Genomic DNA, 20,682 nt, shown 5'->3' with positions numbered 1-20,682 from the left:
ACTCCAACTAGTATTGACTTGTCCAATCGCGAAACAAAACGGAAAACAAATGAAAAGTAAATTCTACGCAAGCGCTCTATGTGCAGCGACGCTCATCGCTACCCCTGCAATGGCTGCTGATCAAGAACTGTATTTCTACAACTGGTCGGAATACATTCCAAACGAAGTTCTTGAAGACTTTACAAAAGAAACTGGAATCAAAGTTATTTACTCTACATACGAATCTAACGAGAGTATGTATGCAAAACTAAAAACTCAAGGTTCTGGTTACGACTTGGTAGTACCGTCTACCTATTTCGTCTCTAAAATGCGTAAAGAAGGCATGCTACAACAGATCGACAAAGAGAAATTATCTCATTTTGCCGATCTTGATACTAACTTCCTAAACAAACCGTTCGATCCGAACAACAACTACTCTATCCCATACATTTGGGGTGCGACCGGTATTGGTATCAATGCTGACATGCTAGACAAGTCATCGGTTTCTAAATGGGATGATTTCTGGGATAGCAAGTGGGAAGGTCAACTAATGCTGATGGATGATTCTCGCGAAGTATTCCACATTGCATTGACTAAGCTTGGTTACTCACCAAACACGACTAACCCAGAAGAAATCAAAGCCGCTTACGAAGAACTGAAAAAGCTAATGCCAAACGTATTAGTATTTAACTCAGATTTTCCTGCAAACCCTTACCTTGCGGGTGAAGTTTCACTAGGCATGCTTTGGAACGGTTCTGCATACATGGCTCGTCAAGAAGGTGCGAACATCGACATCATCTGGCCAGAAAAAGGCACTATCTTCTGGATGGACAGCCTAGCAATTCCAGCTGGTGCGAAGAACGTTGACGCAGCTCATAAGATGATCGATTTCCTACTACGTCCTGAGAACGCAGCTAAGATTGCACTAGAGATTGGTTATCCTACGCCAGTTAAAACGGCACACGATCTGCTACCGAAAGAATTTGCTAATGATCCAAGCATCTTCCCACCACAAGAAGTGATGGACAGCGGTACTTGGCAAGATGAAGTTGGCGAAGCGAGCGTAATGTACGATGAGTACTTCCAAAAGCTAAAAGTGAACAACTAATTCGTTAGTTTTAAAGATATGAAAAAGCGGCTCATGAGCCGCTTTTTTGTTCTTAATGACAAGACAAAAACTCTTCCTGTTGAAGTTATTACGCTCTTTCTTTTCCTTCTAGAGCCAGTATCTCGTCAACTAATTTTGGAACCTCAACGCTTGCTTTTCCGTAGCGTTTTTCCTCAAATTCACTTTCTACCGCACTAGGTTCTAGGTTAATTTCAATGGTATGTGCGCCGTGCATTTTTGCATCATGAACAAAACCTGCTGCGGGATACACAACGCCAGAAGTCCCAATAGAAATAAACAAATCTGCTTCTTCTAATGACGCGTAGATATCACCCATTCGCAGTGGCATTTCACCAAACCAAACAATATGTGGTCGCATTTGTGAAGGGATCTGACAACAGTGACAAAGTTCGCCTGTCTTAATGTCCTCATTGTGCTCTACTACTTGGTTAGATTCACTACAGCGCGCCTTGAGCAACTCACCATGCATGTGAATCACATTCTGACTGCCACCTCTTTCGTGAAGGTTGTCTATATTTTGAGTGATGACCGTCACTTTACCTTCTAACTCAGCCTCTAGCCGACCTAATGCTTCATGCGCTGCATTAGGCTTTATCGCATTATCTTGAAGTTTCTTGCGGCGTTGGTTGTAAAAGTCTTGAACAAGGTCCGGATCGCGAGCAAACCCTTCAGGCGTTGCTACATCTTCGATACGGTGATTCTCCCATAGGCCATCTTGCGCACGAAATGTTTGAATACCAGATTCGGCCGAGATACCTGCACCAGTAAGTACTACAATATTTCTATAAGGGAAATTCATAACTCATCCTTGCTGTTTTTTCATTAGCTTAACACTGAAAGAATAGCAACAGTAGTAATATGGATTAGACCATAGTCGTAATGGTCACTATTAGAATTACAATTTAAGAGGAACAGCAATGAGACAAGTATCTCTAACGTTTACATTGCTTCTGACTTTGGCAGGCTGTCAACTTACCAATGTTGAAGGCGAAGTCGATGATGTAAAGGTAAGAGTCAGCACCAATGATGATGACCATCGAGGTAATGGTAATTTCTGTCCTCCGGGCCAAGCCAAGAAAGACAATTGCTAAAAGAGCGGCTTTATGCCGCTCCCATATTGGCCTCAATCCTCGTTGGTCGAAGATATTTTATGAATGGCTAGGTCAGCGCCATTGAATTCGTCTTCTTCTGAAAGCCTTAGTCCCATACTGGTATTAATCGCGCCGTAGACTGCAAGCGCCCCAAGCACTGCGATGGAAAGGCCCAAAAGCGTTCCTAGAAGCTGAACGATAATGCTCACGCCACCTAGCCCACCCAATGCGCTTTGACCAAAAATCCCAGCGGCAATACCACCCCAAGCGCCACATACACCGTGTAAAGGCCAGACACCTAGCACATCATCAATCTTGGTTTTGTTTTGTAGGTGGGTAAAAAGATAAACAAATAGCACGCAAGCAATCGCACCTGTCACTAAAGCACCGATAGGATGCATTAAGTCTGAGCCCGCACATACAGCAACCAAGCCAGCTAGTGGGCCGTTATGAATAAAGCCAGGGTCATTCTTACCAGCCAACAGTGACGCGACAATGCCCCCGACCATTGCCATCAATGAGTTCATAGCCACCAAGCCACTTATGCCTGACACGGTTTGAGCTGACATGACGTTGAAGCCAAACCACCCCACACATAAGATCCAAGCTCCCAAAGCCAAAAACGGAATATTCGAAGGTGCAAAGTTGGTATGCTTTCCTGCTCGAACTCTGCCTTTTCTCATGCCCAAAAACACAACGGCAACCAACGCTATCCAGCCGCCAACACCATGTACAACAACTGAACCTGCAAAATCGTGGAAGCCATAACCAAAGGTATTTTCAAACCAAGCTTGAACACCAAAGTTTCCGTTCCAGATCATTCCCTCAAATAACGGGTATACGATGCCGACAGTGAAAAATGTTGCGATTAGAATCGGATAAAAACGAGCTCGCTCTGCGATACCACCAGAAACAATAGCAGGAATCGCTGCAGCGAAGGTCAGCAAGAAAAAGAACTTCACCAACTCGTAACCATTGCCTTGAGATAACGTCTCTGCATCAGCAAAGAAGGTGCCGCCATATGCGACCCAGTATCCAATGAAAAAATACGCAATGGCGGAAATACCGAAATCGGCCAATATCTTAACTAAAGCATTAACTTGGTTCTTTTGGCGCACGGTTCCTACTTCAAGGAAAGCGAAACCAGCATGCATCAAAAAAACCATGATTGCGCCAAGTAGTAAGAAAAGTGTGTCGGAACTTTGCGTGAGAGTTTGTACAGCGCCGTGTACCTGATTGGCAGTTACACTCATTATGATTGTCTCCGTTGATCTGTAGCGCACTTATCCTGTGCATCAAAGTTAGGTTCATCACCAATTTGGTGAACTTAATTTATAGAGCGTCTAACAGAGCAATTCTCATTCCATAATTTATATTTCTAACATTTACTTTTTAATCTTTTGTTTTATATTAACTTTAATAAAATTTGGCGTTCTTGAAATGGTGCTTAACACGCTAATAAATGCACCAATGTGGTTTTGGTGCACCAACATAATGCGCACTATATGGCTCAACAAACAGCAAACTTTATACGATAAACGTAAAAGCCACCCCATGAGAGGTGGCTTATATACGGAATTGCTAACTAAAGGAGTTTATCGAGAGATCTTCCCTGTTTTGTCAAAGTTAAGATTCTATCAGCTTTTCCAGAAAAGCTTCTAGGTTATCACCGTCTAATTCACAAGCACCAAAATCAAAGTCAAAATAAAATATTTTACCTTTGTTATCATTACCATAACCTATACAAATAACCGCTTCTCCTAACGTCCCCAAAAAAGGGAATATTAGGTATTCTTCCAAATACTTCTCATAGTTACTCCAAATATCTTCTAATTCATCTTTCGGGAATACCTCTTCAATGATAATAAACTTATCTGGTATTTTTTTACTTAACGTACCGTAAAGTGAGACCACCATCTTTTTTGAGGTAACATCAGAAAAAATAGGTTCCTCCCATATGTGTTGAATTAAATTTTCAATATCTGAAAGGCTAATCATATATCAACTCCTCATACGAGCTCTTCTGGAGACAAGTAATTTAACTTGTTGTTAGGATTTAGAAGATTATGCTGTATCACAGCTCTACCACCTGTATGAGCTACACCACCATTTCTAACTGAATGCACACTTTTAGGTATAAGCATCATAGTTTTACCATCTTGATGATGATGCCAAACATACTTTGATTTGTCGTATTTAGTTATTTTAGCTCTCGCCATAGCCAAAGGCACATCATTTGCCATATCTCCCGTTAGTCCTATAACACGCACTGTTTTCTTCGAGTAAGGTGTAAAATCTGGGAACCCGTCAGAGTCAAATCTAACATCCCCCCCCTTAGTCGTCACCGTTTTTCCAGCAAACTCAGAATTTATAATCTTACGTCCACCAACAGTTTTGCTCGTTTTAGTATTATATACTTGAGCTTCACATTTTTGAACATTAACGAAGTCATATATATCGACAAAACCTTCAATTCCAACAGTATATTGAATTTTTCGTTTACTACCATCTGAATAGTTAATATGACGATAAAAAGTAATTTCATTTTTCTCGCAATCAATATGGTCTAAATCGTATTCATATCGAATATGATTTTTACCTTTGGGTTTTCGGATTTTGACTTGCGAGCGAACGCCATCTTCTCCGACGGATGACTCTTTTGCTGCTTCTAAAATCTGATCGCAAACCTCTTGGGGGACATCGCTTTGCGCCTGATACTCTGCCAACATTTGACCCAAGCGTTTTAGCCCTTCTTCACATAGGAAACCTGTTGGGTCAATCCATTGAATTGGGTTGACTGCATATTGGTAATGATTAATACCACCAGCAATAGATATCGGATCTTGTTGGATAAAGCGTCCTAGCTTAGGATCGTAATACCGAGCGAGGTTGTAATGTAAGTTGGTTTCTTGATCGAAGTACTGTCCTTGAAAACGCAGTGGATTTGCTACATTTTCAATATGTACATGAGCAAAGCCGTTAGCATCGTAGCTGGCACTCCATACAACATTCCCTTCGCAATCGATTAGTCGCTCTGGTTTACCAACTTGATCGCACTGGTACCAATAAATAACGTCATTTTCTAGCAGTGCCACTGGCGTGTAAGTTTCGGGTTGATATAGGTACCAACGGAAAGCACCTGAAGAGCGTTCACCAATTAAACGTTCACCTTCCCACAGGAACTCCTTAACGCCTTTTTGTGTAATTTTTTTCGTTCTGCGCCCTAATGCATCATATTCATATTGACTGATACCATCGTCGGTGTGAACTTCAATGAGCTGATTTAACGCATCAAATACGCGAGTCTGAACGTGTCCTTGCCCCTCACGTTTTGTCTGGTTTCCTTGCGCGTCATATTTGAACCGTACATCATCGTGTACTTCAATACGATCAGCGAATACCTCTGAAGTTGGCAAAGTAGGATTGCCAAAACTATCGTATTCAAATTTAGTCACATCTCCGGAAGCATTGACTCGTTTAAGTTGCCCTAAGGTATCGTACTGATAGTGCGTTGCTCCTGCCGTATTATCAATGATTGATGAAATACGGTTTTGTGCGTTGTAAACGTACTTTTTCTCTCTATCTGGCCAATGCTGTTCAACCAAACGACCAACACCATCATAAATGATGTGCTCATTAAAATGTGCCGTTTCAATTTGGGAAACTCGTCCCATTTCATCGTAATGAAATTTGATTTGAGGTAAATCTAGGTTTCCAAATCGAATCGCTGAAAAACGCCCATATCGATCATAAGAGAAGTTCAGCTCCGTGTTATCTGGCAGTACCTGAGATACGCGTTGGCCAACTCTGTTAAACTCCTGCGCTATCTCAAACTGGCCTTGAATGCGCTTTGTTAAATGCCCGAATGAAGAGTATTGGTATTGCAATGTGTGATGGCGATTGGATGCGAAAGTAAGTCGCCCACCAAGCGTATAATTGAAGTGGTTCTCTACAATACTGCTACCATTTCCTGCTTTGACGTGCTTGAGATAACCCGCAGCGTCATAGCGATACAGCACCGTCCTATCGGCGACTTGCTTACGATGGATCCGCCCCATATGATCATAATCAAATTGGCTTTGTAGATTATCAAACCCGACAGTTCCTGACAGGTGGCCTTCATCGTCATACAGGAATTCGAACTCTAAGCCGTCACTCCGAACTAATTTAGTCAGGTTACGTTGTTGATCGTATTCGTAAGAAATATGGCTGCCATCGGGAAAGATGACTGCTTCTTGTTGCGCGAGTGCTCCCCACTGATAAGAGGTAATGCCTGCCGGCGTTCGAATCTGAGCAACACGGCTGTGCTCATCGTAAGAATATTCTTCGCTATAACCGACTTTGTCTTCGTCGTTAAAATAACGAACTGATGTACGCCTGCCAAATTGATCATAAGCGAGTTGAGCAATACACCCATCGGGATAAGCGACGCCATTCACTAGATCTTCTTCGTTGTAGCTGTAACGAAGTAATGTACCGTCTATTTCATTCGCGATAAGTCTTTGTTGTTCATCCCACCACCACTGACTTTTCTTACCATCTTCAGACTCTTTTTTGACGACTTGACCGTGTTTATCGTAATCATATTCCGTGACACAGCCAAACTGATCGGTATCCCAAACTCTTTGACCGAGGCTATTGTAGTAAGCCTTCTCGATATCCCCGTCAGGTGAAACCGTTTTAACTAACTTACCTAAGCCGTCATAACCATATTGAATTTCTTTTCCAGAGGAATGAAACTTAGAAACTAATTGACCATGCTGATTATATTGATAATTGACCGTTGACTGATCAGGATATATAGCTTGTGCTTTTCGTCCTAGTTCATCATATTGCCATCGCCAAGTTTTACCTGTGGGGCTTATTTTCTCGAGTAAGTTACCCTGCTCGTCATGCAAGAAAGACCATTGATGATCTAACGAGTCAGAATAAGAAGAGTGATTTCCTTGATAATGGAAGCGATAGTCATAAATTCCTGCGTCCCCAACGTTTCTGATGCATTTCGCTTTTGCACCTTCGCCATCCCATGCAAAATAATGAGTAAAGCCAGTTGGTCGTATACGCTTAACAATTAAATGACCGCTATATTGATATTGTTCCTTTAAGCCCAAATGATTAGTTGCACTGACCAAATCATCGTGCTCATCATAGGTATAAGTTGTCAGAACTTTTTGGGACTTTGCATTAAGCAGTTCTACAAGGCGTCCTTGCTTATCATATTGACATTCAAGAACCGAACGCTTGTTATATGCGATCTCGATCAATCGATGGTTTCGAGAATACTGCAGTTGAAACGTTGAAAACGTGCCATTTCTGACTTGTTTAACAAGCCAACGATCATCTTTCTGTTCAAATCGATATTGATGCCCATTAGCGAGCGTCACGATCCGAGTTGCTGAATTTAGGAAGTAACAGCTCGCACCAGCGTATATCTGGTAACTTGTTGCTCCAATATCTACTGGCTCAAATTCTGTGATATCGGCCTTATCGTCAACAAACTCCCAAGCGATAACATTGTCTTTCTCGTTCGTCTTTTCGCGTAATTCAAACTGAAATGCATGTCGCCAACCAAAGCCCATTCCATGATTTACATCCGACTGCGAAGAGCGGTAAGTACGCTGCCAAGTAGTACCTTGTTGTAGCTCGATATCATAGAGTTCGAGAATTTCTTCACCCGTCACAAGTGAAACAGGATCACCGGCTTTCTCATGTTTTTCGCTGCTTTGTTGCTGAGGCTTGGCGGATGCGGCACTTCTGCCACTCTTTTTATTCGACTTCCCCTTTCCCTTCGATGGTTTTGCATTGACGGTATTTTGAGTCGGTGGAGGCGTAACCGCTGACGAGAGTGCGTAGTTTTCGCCGGTAGGTACAATTCGAGCGACACGCAAGTCACCGTTCACCAAAGCATTGGCAAACGTTGAATTATAGTGTTGGGAAGTAAGCTCACCGTCAGGTATGTTTGGCTTGAATTGACCAATCGTATAGAACAAGTCCTCGACAGAGCGAAGGTCAAGCTCACCAAAGCTCTCAAGAAACTCTATTGCCTCTTGTTTGGTCACGAATGTTTTAGGTTCGCCGCTAGTAAGTAACTGACCAGAGAAGTGATAACTTTCGCCAAAGCGATTCGTGATAGGAATGACGAATTGAGGGATCATAGCCGTAACGTGTTTGTCCTTTTCTTACCTTGCCGCATCATTTAATGCTCGTTTCGCTCTTTTTATTTGTGAGAGCAAGATGCCTTAATCAAACATCCTCCGATAGAGATTCCTCTGTATGCGTAGACTGAATGTATTGATGGCAATTTTCACGTATGCAACTCTTTGAATTTCTGAGCGCAGCGTACTTTAACGGGACGATGAATCCTGAGTAAATGAACAATAGCGTGAGTGAGACTAATGTCTCATCGTGACGCGATTTTTTTACATGTTTCTTACTTAACTATGATTTTCTGCCCAGTTACGTAAATTCACTCAATAAGTTGCATCAAGTATCACCACTGCGACGCAACGCTTCATATTTGAGACAAAACAGCAACAAAAAAACCGCCTATTACGGCGGTTTTGCTTAAAGAATACTGATTAAAGGTTTGGACCTGTCGATGGTCTGTGTGGTTGGTTATTGAGCAGTTGCTGCATCCCTTGAAACATTCGCATAAACCACACCAAGATGGCTAATGCAGCAAACACCATCCCTACCCAAGGAATAAAGTAAGCGATGGTTTCAAGCAAAGTACTATGCAACCAATAATCACTCACGCCAACGAGTACACCGTTAGAAGTCGCGACGGTGACGATCAACACAACAAAAAACGTCAGGTAGAGAAAGAAGGTGCGAATTAAACCGTAGTAATGAGAAATCACTACGTCGCTGTCTTCTCCCTTATCTAATCGGTAACCCGCATAGATAATTGCGATAACGCCTGAGATCAGAAACGTAAACGGGGTCAGACAGCTCAGGATGTACGCAACCCAAATCCCGTTATGAGGTTTGTTCATTCGCTTTCGCTCCTTTTACTTCCGTTTGTGCCGTATCTGTTTCGCCCATTGCTTCTTTGGATTTCACTTCTTCATACCAAAGATCGTGATGCTCTTTCGCCCATGTTTCATCAACTTCACCTGTCACCATGCCTTCTAGCGCACCTTCCATACCGAATAGACCAATATAGATGTGGAAGATAAAGCCACAGATTAGAATCAGCGCCGAAATCGCATGAACTAAGTTAGAAAGCTCCATGTCACGGCGAGTTTGGCCAAAGATAGGAAAGTCCAGAACTAAGCCACTCACTGCCGCGATAGCACCAAAGAAGATTAACAACCAATAGATTGCCTTCTCACCACCGTTTGAGAAACCAGCTGACGGATGTGTGCCTTTGTGTTTACCAACCATGCCGCCCATTTTCATAAACCAACGAACATCTATCATGTTTGGAATCGACTTGCGCCACCATTTAAAGAGCACGAGCATCAGTAAAATGAAGAACAATGGTCCCATGTAATTGTGGTACTGCTTCGCCAACATGACGATAAAGCCCCAGAACTCAGTAGGAACGTACGGTTTTAAGAAGTGCTTACCGTAAACCAGCATCAGACCACTGAATGCCAACGTTAAGAATGTAAACGCCATACTCCAGTGAAGCGCGCGGTCTAAACGAGACCAACGCTTCATCTTTTTACCAGTACGCGGCTTGCTAAGCATCAAAGGGCCAACAAATACGTAAGCCATGATAACCATCGCTATACTGCCGAAAATCGCGACAGCACCAGCAGGAGACATCCATTTCTCTTTTAGAATGTACCAAGTCTCACCGGGTTTACTGATCAATACGCCATGTTCTGGCGATTGAGACGTGGTGTAGCCTTCTTGCCCCTCTCTGACTTCGCGCCAATAGTCTGCCCCGGCGAGTTGCGTGATCTCCTGTTGAATAACTTTAGAAGATTGTTCCTCTGCTGAAGCAGGCATTGCAAAAGTCAGCAGCAATGCCGTCATCATTGACAGCATTGCTAGAGATGCACGTTTAAGCGTGTTTAACATGTGCCTCTCCTTACTTAGCTTTTCGTCGCATCGTAAGAAAGATCGTTTCCGTCTGTCCAACCTGCGTTTTTCGCGCCGCGTTCTACCACACGTTGACGGAAAATGTCAGAGACTTTCTCTGCGTCACCCGCAAGCAGCGCTTTGGTTGAACAAAGCGATGCACACATCGGTAACTTGCCTTCTGCGATACGGTTCGCACCGTATTTTTGGCGCTCTTCCTCAGAGCCAGGCTCTGTTTCTGGGCCGCCTGCACAGAAAGTACATTTATCCATTTTGCCACGTTCGCCAAACGCTTCTTGTTTAGGGAACTGAGGTGCGCCAAACGGACAAGCAAACAAACAGTAACCACAACCGATACACAGATCTTTATTGTGAAGAACGATGCCGTCTTCGGTATGCTCGAAACAATCAGCTGGACAAACTGCCATACAAGGCGCATCGGTACAGTGCATACAAGCAACAGAGATAGAGTTTTCACCAGCTTCACCGTCGTTTAGTGTTACCACGCGGCGACGTTGAATGCCCCATTCAAGCGCATCGTCGTTTTCGTTCTTACATGCAGTAACACAGCCGTTACACTCGATACAGCGTTTGGTGTCACATAGAAATTTCATTCGTGCCATTGTCTGACTCCTTACGCTTTACGAATGTTACATAGGGTTACTTTGGTTTCCTGCATCAAGGTAACCGGGTCGTAACCGTAAGTGGTTGCCGTGTTAGCCGATTCGCCAACAACGTAAGGCTGTGTACCTTCTGGGTATTTAGGACGTAGGTCTTCACCTTCGAACTTACCGCCAAAGTGGAATGGAATGAACGCCAAGCCAGGTTTCACACGACGTGTAACCATCGCTTTCACCTTGATTCGTCCCTTCTCTGCACCTTCAACCCAAACATCATCACCATCTCTAAAGCCAAGATCGTTCGCGTCTTTCGGGTTTACTTCAACAAACATTTCTTGTTGAAGCTCGGCAAGCCAAGGGTTTGAACGCGTCTCTTCACCACCACCTTCGTATTCGACCAGACGGCCAGAAGTCAGAACGATTGGGTACTCGCCCGATTTGTCTTGCTCTTGAATTGATTTATACAACGTAGGAACACGGAAGATTGCATCTTTGTCATCCCAAGTTGGGTAATCCGTTACAAGGTCACGACGTGGTGTGTACAGTGGTTCACGATGCAGTGGTACGCGGTCTGGGAACGTCCAAACAATCGCACGCGCTTTCGCGTTACCAAATGGGATACAACCGTGCTTGATCGCGACACGCTGAATACCGCCAGAAAGGTCAGTCTTCCAGTTTTTACCCTCTGCTGCCACTTTCTCTTCAGCAGTTAGGTCGTCCCACCAACCAAGTTGTTTCAACAACTTGTCAGTGAACTCTGGGTAACCGTCTTTGATTTCACAGCCTTTCGAATAACTGTCTTCTGCAAGAAGGCTCTTGCCTTCGAATTCCACACCAAAGCGCGTACGGAAGTTACCGCCACCTTCTGCAACCGTCTTAGACGTATCGTACAGAATGTGTGTGCCTGGGTGTTTCATTTCCGGTGTACCCCAACATGGCCAAGGTAGACCGTAGGTTTCACCGTTGACAGGGCCACCTTCCGCTTCTAATGTGGTTTTGTGGAACGTATGCCAGTTTTGTTGGTGCGCTTTCAAACGCTCTGGGCTTTGGCCTGTGTAACCAATCGTCCACATGCCTTTGTTGAATTCACGCGTTAGGTCTTCAATCACCGGCTGGTTGTTTTCAACACGGATGTTTTTGAACAGAAGATCGGAATAGCCCAGTTTCTTCGAAAGCAGGTACATGATTTCATGGTCTGGTTTTGATTCGAACAAAGGTTCAATCACCTGATCACGCCATTGTAGAGAGCGGTTAGAAGCGGTAACACTGCCGTATGTTTCAAACTGCGTTGTTGCAGGAAGCAAGTAAACGCCGTCGGTACGGTCGTTCATTACCGCAGCAACAGTTGGGTATGGGTCCACAATCACCATCATGTCCAACTTCTGCATCGCTTTTTTCATCTCAACACCACGTGTTTGAGAGTTCACTGCATGACCCCAGTAGAACATTGCACGGATGTTTTCGCGTTGACGAATGTTGTCTTTGTTTTCCAGTACGCCATCCACCCAACGAGATACAGGAATACCTGCACTATTCATTGGTTTTTGACCACCGTAAGCGTTGTCATCGAAACGACCTTTAATCCATTCGTAATCGATTTCCCACACTTTTGACCAGTGACGCCAAGCACCTTCAGAAAGGCCGTAGTAACCCGGTAGCGTGTCAGAAAGTACGCCTAGGTCGGTCGCGCCTTGTACGTTATCGTGACCACGGAAGATGTTTGCGCCGCCGCCTGATTTACCAATGTTACCAAGCGCTAGCTCAAGCACACAGTAAGCACGTGTGTTGTTGTTACCAGTAGTATGCTGAGTACCACCCATACACCAAACAATACAGCCTGGGCGATTTTCAGAAAGCAGTTTTGCTGTTTGGTAAACGTCTTCTTCGCTTACGCCTGTTACACGCTCAACTTCTGCTGGCGTCCACTTCGCTACTTCAGCACGGATTTCATCCATACCGAATACACGTTGACGGATGAATTCTTTATCTTCCCATTGGTTTTCGAAGATGTGCCACAACACACCCCAAATGAATGCTACGTCAGAACCAGGACGAAGTGAGACATAGTGATCCGATTTTGCTGCCGTACGCGTACGACGAGGATCCGCTACGACGATCTTACAGTTGTTCTTCTCTTTCGCGATCAGAATGTGCTGCATCGCTACTGGGTGTGCTTCAGCTGGGTTTGAACCAATGAACAGCATCGACTTACAGTTGTGCATGTCATTGAAAGAGTTGGTCATCGCACCGTAACCCCAAGTGTTCGCTACACCCGCCACGGTTGTTGAGTGACAAATACGCGCTTGGTGGTCAACGTTGTTAGTGCCCCAAAGTGATGCCATTTTGCGGAACAAGTACGCTTGTTCGTTGCTGTGCTTTGCGCTTCCCAAGAAGTAAACCGAATCAGGGCCAGACTCTTTGCGGATGTCCATCACCTTGTTACCGATTTCTTCGATCGCTTGATCCCAAGAAAGCTTTTTCCACTTACCGTTTTCAAGCTTCATTGGGTATTTAAGACGGCGCTCACCGTGACCATGTTCACGCAATGCTGCGCCTTTTGCACAGTGACCACCGGCGTTAAATGGGTGGTCGAATGCAGGCTCTTGCCCCGTCCAAACACCATTTTGAACTTCTGCGTAAATACCACAACCCACTGAACAGTGAGAACAGATAGTACGTTTTACTTCTGTTTTCGCTTCTGGATCGACTGATTTTGCTTGCGCTTTTTTCATCATTCCCGGTGCGAATAGACTAGCACCAACCACTGCGCCACCAGCGGCAAGCGAAGTGTTTTTCATGAATGCACGACGAGATACGCCAAGCTGGTTCGTTTCTTTGCTCACACTGTCGGAGCGTTTGACAAGTTTCATCCGTTATCTCCTAAAGTGTGTCGTAGTAATCGCGAATGTGTTGAGTTTCACGATACCCTTTCTTCTTCACGTCGTTTTCAGAAGGCTCAACCGTTTCTGAAGCAACGGCCACTTTCGTGGTTCCCGCAACAACAGCACCGGCAACGGCAGCGGTTGTGAAGCCTTTTAGGAGATCCCTACGGCTTGTGTTTATTTCTTTATTATCTTTCATCATTGCTTCCTTACCTTACGGTAGATCTTTGGAGACTCATGCCTCTCTATCGATATGACCAAGTACTGCTCGATTACTCGTAATCAGTGACGTTTTTCACATCAATTTTTAATTTGTTCTTACTGCTTTTGGTGTTCACGCTAAAGCGCACTTGCTCTAACGTTAAAAACGCATCGCAAAGCTGTGCAGCTGGCTTGTAGAAATTCACGCTTTCTGCGCTCTCTAGTTGGCGCGTAAAAGATTGGAACCAAGGGGCGATGTGTTTGTTAAACACCGCTTGTTGAAGTTCTTCCTCTTCACCTGTCAGCATTGCCATCACTTCGCACAGTGCAGAAATATGGTCTTCAGGCTCTTTCACGTTCTCTTCTCGTTCGATGCCTAAAAGATCCAAATCGCGACGAATTTCCGCTAACGGTTTTTCCATCATCGAGCCAGTGCGATGCCAAGATCCGAATGGCACAACTTCACCACGTCCAATGCCAATAAACAGATCTTGATATTCTTCTTCTAACGCTTCTCGCTGCGCTTCGTTCGCGGCTTGTTGCAGTGCGAGCCAAGCTTTTTGCATCGCGCTCTCAGACGGTTCAATTTCTAGCGACTTCAGGAACGCCAGCATTTCATCACTAGGCGCACTACGAAAAAGTGCAGATAGTACGAGATAAATGTCTGTTCTCAGTGTTTGTTCTTGTTGTGTGTCCACTGCGAGCTCCTAGTATTTCAGTTGTTTCATTGGGTCTTCTGCCATCGACTCAAACATGTCGATCACACGGCAGTCTTCACACATCGCGATACGATTGATCGCCGCTTCATCAGAGAAATGAGAGTGACCGCGTAACTTGTTTTGTAGCATGTCGATCATCGATTGCGGAGCAAAAGGCTTGTGACAACGAATGCACTCGGCTGCCTTTTCTTCATGAATCACAACCGCTTTCTGGCGTTCTTCTTTCACCCAGTTCATACGAGGAGTAAGCGTCAGCACTTTCTCTGGACACGCTTTCTCGCACAGCCCACATTGAATGCAGTCTTGCTCGACGAATTTAAGTGACGGAGATCGACCGTCCGTATGCAATGCACGTGTTGGACACACCGCCACACAGCTCATACACAACGTACAACCTTTACTTTCACAAGAGACTGTGCCGTAAGGTGCGTTCGCTGGAAGTTCAACAATGTTCTCAACTGGAATACGTGATGCGGACAACGCATCCAACGCCGTAAATAGACGCTGACGTTTGTTACCTTGCAAATCACCTAATGCCAAATCAAAAGACTCAGTACAAAGTGTCGGAGCACCTTCACGTAGTGACTCTAGATACAGAATGTCGATGGTTTCTTTGGCGATACCAAGCTGACCGAGCAGCTCTTGAGCAATACCTACTTCGCTATTAAGCACACGAATAATGGTTTGAGGCATAAAACGTGAAGCCGCAAACAGCACCTGAGTAGCACCATTCACAAGCGCGGCGAACCAAGTATCAATACCAACCGAAGGCAGTTCTTCCACCACAATTGGAATCACATTATCTGGCAGTGCTTTTAGTGCCATCACGTTGTAGCTCTCGTGGCGAGAACTACAAATCAATACGATAGGATCTAAACCACCCGCTTGCTCATAGTTGGCGAGCGTACGTTCAATAAACTTTTGCGTATCTTCAGGGTTTGGCAGTGCGTAATGAATCGCTTCTGTCGGACACGCTGTAGCACAAGTACCCACGCCTTGACATAGGTATGGGTTGATCTCGATGCGATGGCCCGTTCTGTCGCTGCCTTCACTCGATAGTGCCCCTGCCGGACAAGCATCCACACACCGTTCGCAACCTTTTACGCCACGAGAGCTGTGTGCACATAAATCGGTATCTAAACGGAAGAATTTCGGTTTATCGAACGTCCCCATTAAGGTTGGAATCTCTTCCAACGCTTCAGCCAGTTTCGGATAGCCACGACCTACTGGGTAGTAGCCCGGTACTGGGACTTCTTCCGACATGCAGCTGTTAAGGCAAAGATCGAGTACGATATCGAAACAATCGCTATTGGTCGCGACCTTGGCAAGGTTGTTGGTCAAACCATGATTTTCAATCAGAACTTCAAACGTACCTAAGAACCCTGAAACCTGAACCGAATTGGCGTAATAAAGCTCGGGATTTGTGCCCTTTTCGCCATCGGTAGAAAGCAGCGTTAGGCTGTTCATTTGCGACAATTGCGCTGCCGCACTTTCGATGATTGCTGTTGGGCCCACAATCAAAGTATTACCGCCGCTTTCATAGCTTACGGTTGGTGGAATAAGATTGGTCAACTCTACGGTATTTTCGAAAGCGTACAGCCTCGCTTTACCGTTATTGGAAGTTGCTTGTTCTAATAATTGTTTCAGCATTGCTCAATTCCATTTATGAACATGGATAGTCTTTTCCATCTCTTAGTGTAGTTAGCGCCGGAGATTCTGCTGATTAACTTATCAATGAGAATTCTTATTCCGCCATCTATAGGCGATGAATACTACGCAGTGCGTCCGTACTAACTTCAACCAGATTGGTATTGAGCAACAAATAGCAAGTGTCATGCCAATAAAATATCAACTTAAAATCAATAGGTTATCAATTTTACTGACAAATAGTAGGGATAAAAAAACCGGTTGAGACATTTTGTCTCAGCCGGCTCATTGAGTGTTTAGTCAAAATGTACCTATTATTTATGTGGTATATTTTGTCTCACCTCGTTAGGCTGTGATTCTTCAGCAAAAGTATCACTTTCGCCAGATACTGTATTTATATACAGTTTATTTTCATCTTGAGTAATTTGGCCACTTTTGTCGGTGTTTGACTCTGCGTCTTCAACTACCTCAGATGCGATATCGTTAGCGTTAAGCTCAGACCCTTGCGCAGTTTCAGCGTCTGGTTCGTCTTCCACTTTATCTTTAACCCAATCACGCAGCGTCTCAGCGACGTCTTGAGAAAGTGACTTTAAGTTACTGTAATCATCATCGTAATCGTCTAGGCCGTCACGCACGTTAAATTCTTCGGACAAGAACATTTTGCGCAGCGCAGCTTTCTTAACGCTTTCTGAAGCTTCAGAAACCAGCAGTTGCGCCACAGACATTTCTTCGGTTTTTTCAGTCTCTACACTCGCGGTAATGTCTGGAGCCTGACTATCCTCATTGACGTTCAAAGTATCTAAGCTTTCGTCAGCGTTTGAAAGCGCTGTGACACTATCTTCGGATTGTTCCGTCTCTGCTATCGGCGTGATCTCTTCAGCATGTTGGGAAGATTCTTCTAGTTTACGTTTCGACCAACGGCTTAAAAAACTAGTTGCCATTTGCTCTGCCTGCTCCTTTGCGTTTCTTGCGTCTTACTTCTAACAACTCACCGTGACGACCAATAAAGGCTTCCATCCAAGCCTGAACGGCTAACGGCATATCGTTAGATAGTACAAGGTTATCACCATCCATATATTGCGCCGCAACAGATTGTGAGGCCGTCAGTAGCTGTATCGCTGGTTTTTCACCAGACTCGACGTTATCCATCACTAAAAAGAGTTTAGGTTGCTGAGAGCTTAAGTTAAAACGGTAGTCTGTACGCTCGTCTTTATGTAATTGCAACAGACAAACATCTGGAGTCTCTTCCGTCGGATTCAGCGCAAATCCTGTCAACTGCCATTGGGTTGTCACCCAAATCCCTGTACTGATCTCATGCTCAACAAGCTCTACGCCGATTGGCCATGTATCCTCAGTCTTTTCGTAATTTTTTTCGAAATCTTTCTTATCCGACATAACTCACCCAGTCTTTCTATTTTTGGTCTGAAAACACACAGGACATTTTGCCCCCGTTTTCGACCATTTTTATTGTCTTCGAAGCAATAAACGCGCCAAGCTGATATAACTTAGTCTATATACTCCCTCAGGCTATAAGTACCAAACTAGACGAAACTCAAATGTATTGATGTGTCATTACTGCGAACTCGCAGTTTTAATGCATTGTTGACATAAAACCTCGCAATTTCTGTGGGAACCGCTATTTTGGAATGAGATTTGCTAGCCACTTAAAGAGCTAAAATGCGTAGCAACCTAACGCTCTTAATCACTAGGACACGACTGTGCTGAAACCAAACATTATTAAAACCAGTGAAAATCCCCTGCAAACCATTGAAGTCGATGTGTACGACGAGTACGGCGAAAAACTGACAAAGCAAATCGCTTGCGAGCGTCCTCTTACGGTCATGCTGAACTGGAAAGAAGTGGTCACGCTCATGACGCTGGGTTCGCGTCCAGAAGCACTAGTACTGGGTTATTTAAAAAACCAAAGCTTCCTGTCCGATCCAGCCGCGATTGAATCCGTTATTATTGACTGGGAAACGCATTCCGCAGCGGTGATTACTAAAGAAAACACTGAGCACTTAGAAGGCGCCCTGAAAAAGAAAACCGTCACCTCAGGTTGTGGCCAAGGCACTATGTATGGCAACGTGATGAAGCAGCTTGAAAATTATCAAGTGCCTCAAGTTCCTCTTAAGCAGTCAGAAATTTATTCTGCGCTGGAAGCGTTAACCCATTACAACGACACCTACAAAAAAGCGGGCGCAGTACACGGCTGTGCGGTTTGCAAAGGTAATGAGGTGTTATCATTTGTGGAAGATGTCGGCCGTCACAACGCAGTGGATACACTTGCAGGTGAGATGTGGCTCAAAGAAGAAACAGGTGAAGATAAAATTTTCTACACAACAGGTCGCCTTACATCAGAGATGGTGATTAAAGTGGCTCAAATGGGCATTCCTGTTCTGCTTTCTCGCTCTGGCGTTACTCAAATGGGGTTAGATCTAGCGAAGCAATTTGGTATTACAACCATTGCGCGTGCGAAAGGTTTGCGCTTCCAAGTGTTTACAGGAGCCGACAAGGTTGAATTTGATGTAAAAGGCAACCAATAACACCTTTTCAGTGTAAACTAAAACCAATAATGCGGATTCACAGAGGATGTGGACTATGAATAATGACCAATTGTGGAATTTTCTGCTTACGCCCAGCGGTATCATGCTTTCTATGATTATTACCTTTGGCGTAGTCGGGCTCTATGCGTATATAACAGGTCAGTTTAAGGATTAAGGCCAAATATCAAAAAAGCCTCGCTAAATAGCGAGGCTTTTGCTTTTTAAACGCTTTGCGAGTAATTACGCGTCAACACCACGAGATTTTAGGAACTCAGAGTAAGTGCCTTTAAAGTCTGTGATTTTACCATCGCGGATTTCGATAATACGCGTTGCTAGTGAGTCTACGAATACACGGTCGTGAGAGACGAAGAACAACGTGCCTTTGTATTGCTCAAGCGCCGTGTTCAAAGATTCGATCGATTCCATGTCCATGTGGTTGGTTGGTTCGTCCATTAGCAGCATGTTTGGCTTGTGCATCATTAGCTTACCAAGCAGCATACGACCTTGCTCACCACCAGACAGTACTTTTACTGACTTCTTAATGTCATCTTGACCAAACAGCATACGACCAAGGAAACCACGAACGACTTGCTCGTCATCACCTTCTTGACGCCATTGACCCATCCAATCCGTTAGGTTCATGTCTTCTGCAAAGTCATGCGCGTGGTCTTGCGCGTAGTAACCGATGTTTGCATTTTCAGACCATTTGTACTCACCCGCACGCGGTTCAAGCACACCAGCAAGCGTGTTTAGAAGTGTTGTTTTACCCACACCGTTCTCACCGATGATCGCAACGCGCTCACCCACTTCAAAAATTGCATTGAAGTCTGAGAACAAGTCCTCTTCGAATCCTTGGCTTAGGTTTTCAACAATCAGAGCGTTACGGAACAGCTCTTTCGACTGTTCGAAACGAATGAATGGGTTTTGACGGCTAGACGCTTTAACTTCATCCAGTTTGATCTTGTCGATTTGCTTAGCACGAGATGTCGCTTGTTTTGCTTTCGATGCGTTTGCAGAGAAACGAGCAACGAACGTTTGTAGCTCAGCGATTTGTGCTTTCTTCTTCGCGTTGTCGTTTAGTAGACGTTCGCGAGCTTGAGAAGCCGCCGTCATGTACTCATCGTAGTTACCTGGGTAAACACGTAGCTCACCGTAATCCAAATCAGCCATGTGCGTACATACTGAGTTTAGGAAGTGACGGTCGTGCGAGATGATGATCATTGTGCAGTTACGTGCGTTTAGCGTGTCTTCCAACCAACGGATAGTGTCCATATCCAAGTTGTTGGTTGGTTCGTCAAGAAGCATCACATCTGGGTCTGCGAATAGAACCTGAGCTAGAAGCACACGAAGTTTCCAACCCGGTGCAACTTCACTCATTAGACCGAAGTGTTGTTCCATTGGAATACCTACAGCAAGAAGAAGCTCACCCGCTTTGGCTTCTGCCATGTAGCCGTCCATTTCAGCAAACTGAACTTCTAAGTCAGCCACTTTCATGCCGTCTTCTTCGCTCATTTCAGCAAGTGAGTAAATGCGGTCACGCTCTTTCTTCACTTCCCATAGCTCTTTATGACCCATGATGACGGTATCGATTACCGTAAATTCTTCGTAAGCGAACTGGTCCTGGTTCAGTTTTGCAACGCGCTCGTTTGGATCGTAGCTTACGTTACCGCTGGTTTGCTCAAGCTCGCCGCTGAGGATCTTCATAAAGGTTGATTTACCACAACCGTTAGCTCCAATTAAGCCGTAGCGATTGCCTTCGCCGAACTTAACTGAAATGTTTTCGAATAGCGGCTTAGCGCCGAATTGTTGAGTAATATTCGCTGTGGAGATCAAAACCTTT

Annotated in this window: 17 protein-coding genes; 3 read left to right on the top strand and 14 right to left on the bottom strand. The window is 44.6% G+C overall.

Annotated features, from left to right (window positions below):
• The first annotated feature begins 49 nt into the window (after window positions 1-49).
• Window positions 50-1,087 (top strand): extracellular solute-binding protein, encoded by a 1,038-nt coding sequence (locus tag R7F07_RS15815; protein WP_005377521.1) that lies wholly within the window; start codon window positions 50-52, stop codon window positions 1,085-1,087.
• 88 nt (window positions 1,088-1,175) lie between these two features.
• Here R7F07_RS15815 and cobB read toward each other — a convergent pair whose 3' ends face one another.
• On the bottom strand, window positions 1,176-1,907 hold the full coding sequence (gene cobB, locus R7F07_RS15810; protein ID WP_005377522.1) for a Sir2 family NAD+-dependent deacetylase: 732 nt from the start codon (window positions 1,905-1,907) through the stop codon (window positions 1,176-1,178).
• 118 nt (window positions 1,908-2,025) lie between these two features.
• On the opposite strand from cobB, the gene R7F07_RS15805 reads away from it, so the two are divergent.
• Entirely contained in the window at window positions 2,026-2,199 is a 174-nt protein-coding gene (locus tag R7F07_RS15805; RefSeq protein ID WP_005377524.1) for a hypothetical protein, read from the top strand.
• A gap of 32 nt (window positions 2,200-2,231) precedes the next feature.
• Here the strand turns inward: R7F07_RS15805 and R7F07_RS15800 are convergent, their stop codons facing one another.
• From R7F07_RS15800 to R7F07_RS15745, 12 genes are all read right to left on the bottom strand, one after another.
• Window positions 2,232-3,452 carry an ammonium transporter gene (locus tag R7F07_RS15800; protein WP_171342959.1) on the bottom strand — a complete coding sequence of 407 codons (1,221 nt, stop codon included), beginning with the start codon at window positions 3,450-3,452 and terminating at the stop codon, window positions 2,232-2,234.
• Window positions 3,453-3,825: 373 nt separating this feature from the next.
• A complete protein-coding gene (locus tag R7F07_RS15795) occupies window positions 3,826-4,197 on the bottom strand; it encodes an SMI1/KNR4 family protein (protein WP_171342960.1) in 372 nt (123 codons plus the stop codon).
• 11 nt (window positions 4,198-4,208) lie between these two features.
• The gene (locus R7F07_RS15790; RefSeq protein WP_171342961.1) at window positions 4,209-8,354 is read right to left on the bottom strand and encodes an RHS repeat-associated core domain-containing protein; all 4,146 of its coding nucleotides are present in this window, start codon (window positions 8,352-8,354) and stop codon (window positions 4,209-4,211) included.
• A 423-nt stretch (window positions 8,355-8,777) separates the two neighbouring features.
• On the bottom strand, window positions 8,778-9,194 hold the full coding sequence (locus R7F07_RS15785; protein ID WP_005377532.1) for a membrane protein: 417 nt from the start codon (window positions 9,192-9,194) through the stop codon (window positions 8,778-8,780).
• On the bottom strand, window positions 9,178-10,230 hold the full coding sequence (locus R7F07_RS15780; protein WP_171342962.1) for a formate dehydrogenase subunit gamma: 1,053 nt from the start codon (window positions 10,228-10,230) through the stop codon (window positions 9,178-9,180). The genes R7F07_RS15785 and R7F07_RS15780 overlap by 17 nt, the downstream gene beginning before the upstream one ends.
• Window positions 10,231-10,244: 14 nt before the next feature.
• Window positions 10,245-10,853: a formate dehydrogenase FDH3 subunit beta gene (fdh3B, locus tag R7F07_RS15775; protein WP_005377536.1), complete on the bottom strand. Its 609-nt coding sequence runs from the start codon at window positions 10,851-10,853 to the stop codon at window positions 10,245-10,247.
• An 11-nt stretch (window positions 10,854-10,864) separates the two neighbouring features.
• Window positions 10,865-13,720, bottom strand: a complete 2,856-nt coding sequence (locus tag R7F07_RS15770) for a formate dehydrogenase subunit alpha (protein WP_171342963.1) — start codon at window positions 13,718-13,720, stop codon at window positions 10,865-10,867.
• Window positions 13,721-13,730: 10 nt separating this feature from the next.
• Window positions 13,731-13,931 carry a twin-arginine translocation signal domain-containing protein gene (locus R7F07_RS15765; RefSeq protein WP_005377542.1) on the bottom strand — a complete coding sequence of 67 codons (201 nt, stop codon included), beginning with the start codon at window positions 13,929-13,931 and terminating at the stop codon, window positions 13,731-13,733.
• Between the two features lie 73 nt (window positions 13,932-14,004).
• Window positions 14,005-14,631, bottom strand: coding sequence for a molecular chaperone (locus R7F07_RS15760; RefSeq protein WP_017820684.1), 627 nt, complete (start codon window positions 14,629-14,631; stop codon window positions 14,005-14,007).
• Between the two features lie 9 nt (window positions 14,632-14,640).
• A complete protein-coding gene (locus R7F07_RS15755) occupies window positions 14,641-16,302 on the bottom strand; it encodes a 4Fe-4S dicluster domain-containing protein (RefSeq protein WP_005377546.1) in 1,662 nt (553 codons plus the stop codon).
• A gap of 311 nt (window positions 16,303-16,613) precedes the next feature.
• Window positions 16,614-17,240: a DUF3306 domain-containing protein gene (locus R7F07_RS15750; RefSeq protein WP_171342964.1), complete on the bottom strand. Its 627-nt coding sequence runs from the start codon at window positions 17,238-17,240 to the stop codon at window positions 16,614-16,616.
• Window positions 17,230-17,694, bottom strand: coding sequence for a DUF3305 domain-containing protein (locus tag R7F07_RS15745; protein WP_005389514.1), 465 nt, complete (start codon window positions 17,692-17,694; stop codon window positions 17,230-17,232). Before R7F07_RS15745 ends, R7F07_RS15750 begins: the two co-directional genes overlap by 11 nt.
• 323 nt (window positions 17,695-18,017) lie before the next feature.
• On the opposite strand from R7F07_RS15745, the gene R7F07_RS15740 reads away from it, so the two are divergent.
• Window positions 18,018-18,842, top strand: a complete 825-nt coding sequence (locus R7F07_RS15740; RefSeq protein WP_017820681.1) for a formate dehydrogenase accessory sulfurtransferase FdhD — start codon at window positions 18,018-18,020, stop codon at window positions 18,840-18,842.
• Window positions 18,843-19,082: 240 nt separating this feature from the next.
• On the opposite strand, the gene R7F07_RS15735 is transcribed toward R7F07_RS15740, so the two are convergent.
• Window positions 19,083-20,675 (bottom strand): ABC-F family ATPase, encoded by a 1,593-nt coding sequence (locus tag R7F07_RS15735; protein ID WP_064368415.1) that lies wholly within the window; start codon window positions 20,673-20,675, stop codon window positions 19,083-19,085.
• Between the last annotated feature and the right edge of the window lie 7 nt (window positions 20,676-20,682).

The sequence above is a fragment of the Vibrio sp. YT-16 genome, assembly GCF_033337405.1.
Lineage (GTDB): Bacteria > Pseudomonadota > Gammaproteobacteria > Enterobacterales > Vibrionaceae > Vibrio > Vibrio alginolyticus.
Note: the sequence above shows the minus strand (reverse complement) of the source record. Positions and strands in the feature narration are given on the sequence as shown.

What these genes read in the sequence shown, in the direction of transcription:
- R7F07_RS15815 (WP_005377521.1), top strand. Translation starts at nt 50, where the DNA reads ATGAAAAGTAAATTCTACGCAAGCGCTCTATGTGCAGCGACGCTCATC.
- cobB (WP_005377522.1), bottom strand. Translation starts at nt 1,907, where the DNA reads ATGAATTTCCCTTATAGAAATATTGTAGTACTTACTGGTGCAGGTATC.
- R7F07_RS15805 (WP_005377524.1), top strand. Translation starts at nt 2,026, where the DNA reads ATGAGACAAGTATCTCTAACGTTTACATTGCTTCTGACTTTGGCAGGC.
- R7F07_RS15800 (WP_171342959.1), bottom strand. Translation starts at nt 3,452, where the DNA reads ATGAGTGTAACTGCCAATCAGGTACACGGCGCTGTACAAACTCTCACG.
- R7F07_RS15795 (WP_171342960.1), bottom strand. Translation starts at nt 4,197, where the DNA reads ATGATTAGCCTTTCAGATATTGAAAATTTAATTCAACACATATGGGAG.
- R7F07_RS15790 (WP_171342961.1), bottom strand. Translation starts at nt 8,354, where the DNA reads ATGATCCCTCAATTCGTCATTCCTATCACGAATCGCTTTGGCGAAAGT.
- R7F07_RS15785 (WP_005377532.1), bottom strand. Translation starts at nt 9,194, where the DNA reads ATGAACAAACCTCATAACGGGATTTGGGTTGCGTACATCCTGAGCTGT.
- R7F07_RS15780 (WP_171342962.1), bottom strand. Translation starts at nt 10,230, where the DNA reads ATGTTAAACACGCTTAAACGTGCATCTCTAGCAATGCTGTCAATGATG.
- fdh3B (WP_005377536.1), bottom strand. Translation starts at nt 10,853, where the DNA reads ATGGCACGAATGAAATTTCTATGTGACACCAAACGCTGTATCGAGTGT.
- R7F07_RS15770 (WP_171342963.1), bottom strand. Translation starts at nt 13,720, where the DNA reads ATGAAACTTGTCAAACGCTCCGACAGTGTGAGCAAAGAAACGAACCAG.
- R7F07_RS15765 (WP_005377542.1), bottom strand. Translation starts at nt 13,931, where the DNA reads ATGAAAGATAATAAAGAAATAAACACAAGCCGTAGGGATCTCCTAAAA.
- R7F07_RS15755 (WP_005377546.1), bottom strand. Translation starts at nt 16,302, where the DNA reads ATGCTGAAACAATTATTAGAACAAGCAACTTCCAATAACGGTAAAGCG.
- R7F07_RS15750 (WP_171342964.1), bottom strand. Translation starts at nt 17,240, where the DNA reads ATGGCAACTAGTTTTTTAAGCCGTTGGTCGAAACGTAAACTAGAAGAA.
- R7F07_RS15745 (WP_005389514.1), bottom strand. Translation starts at nt 17,694, where the DNA reads ATGTCGGATAAGAAAGATTTCGAAAAAAATTACGAAAAGACTGAGGAT.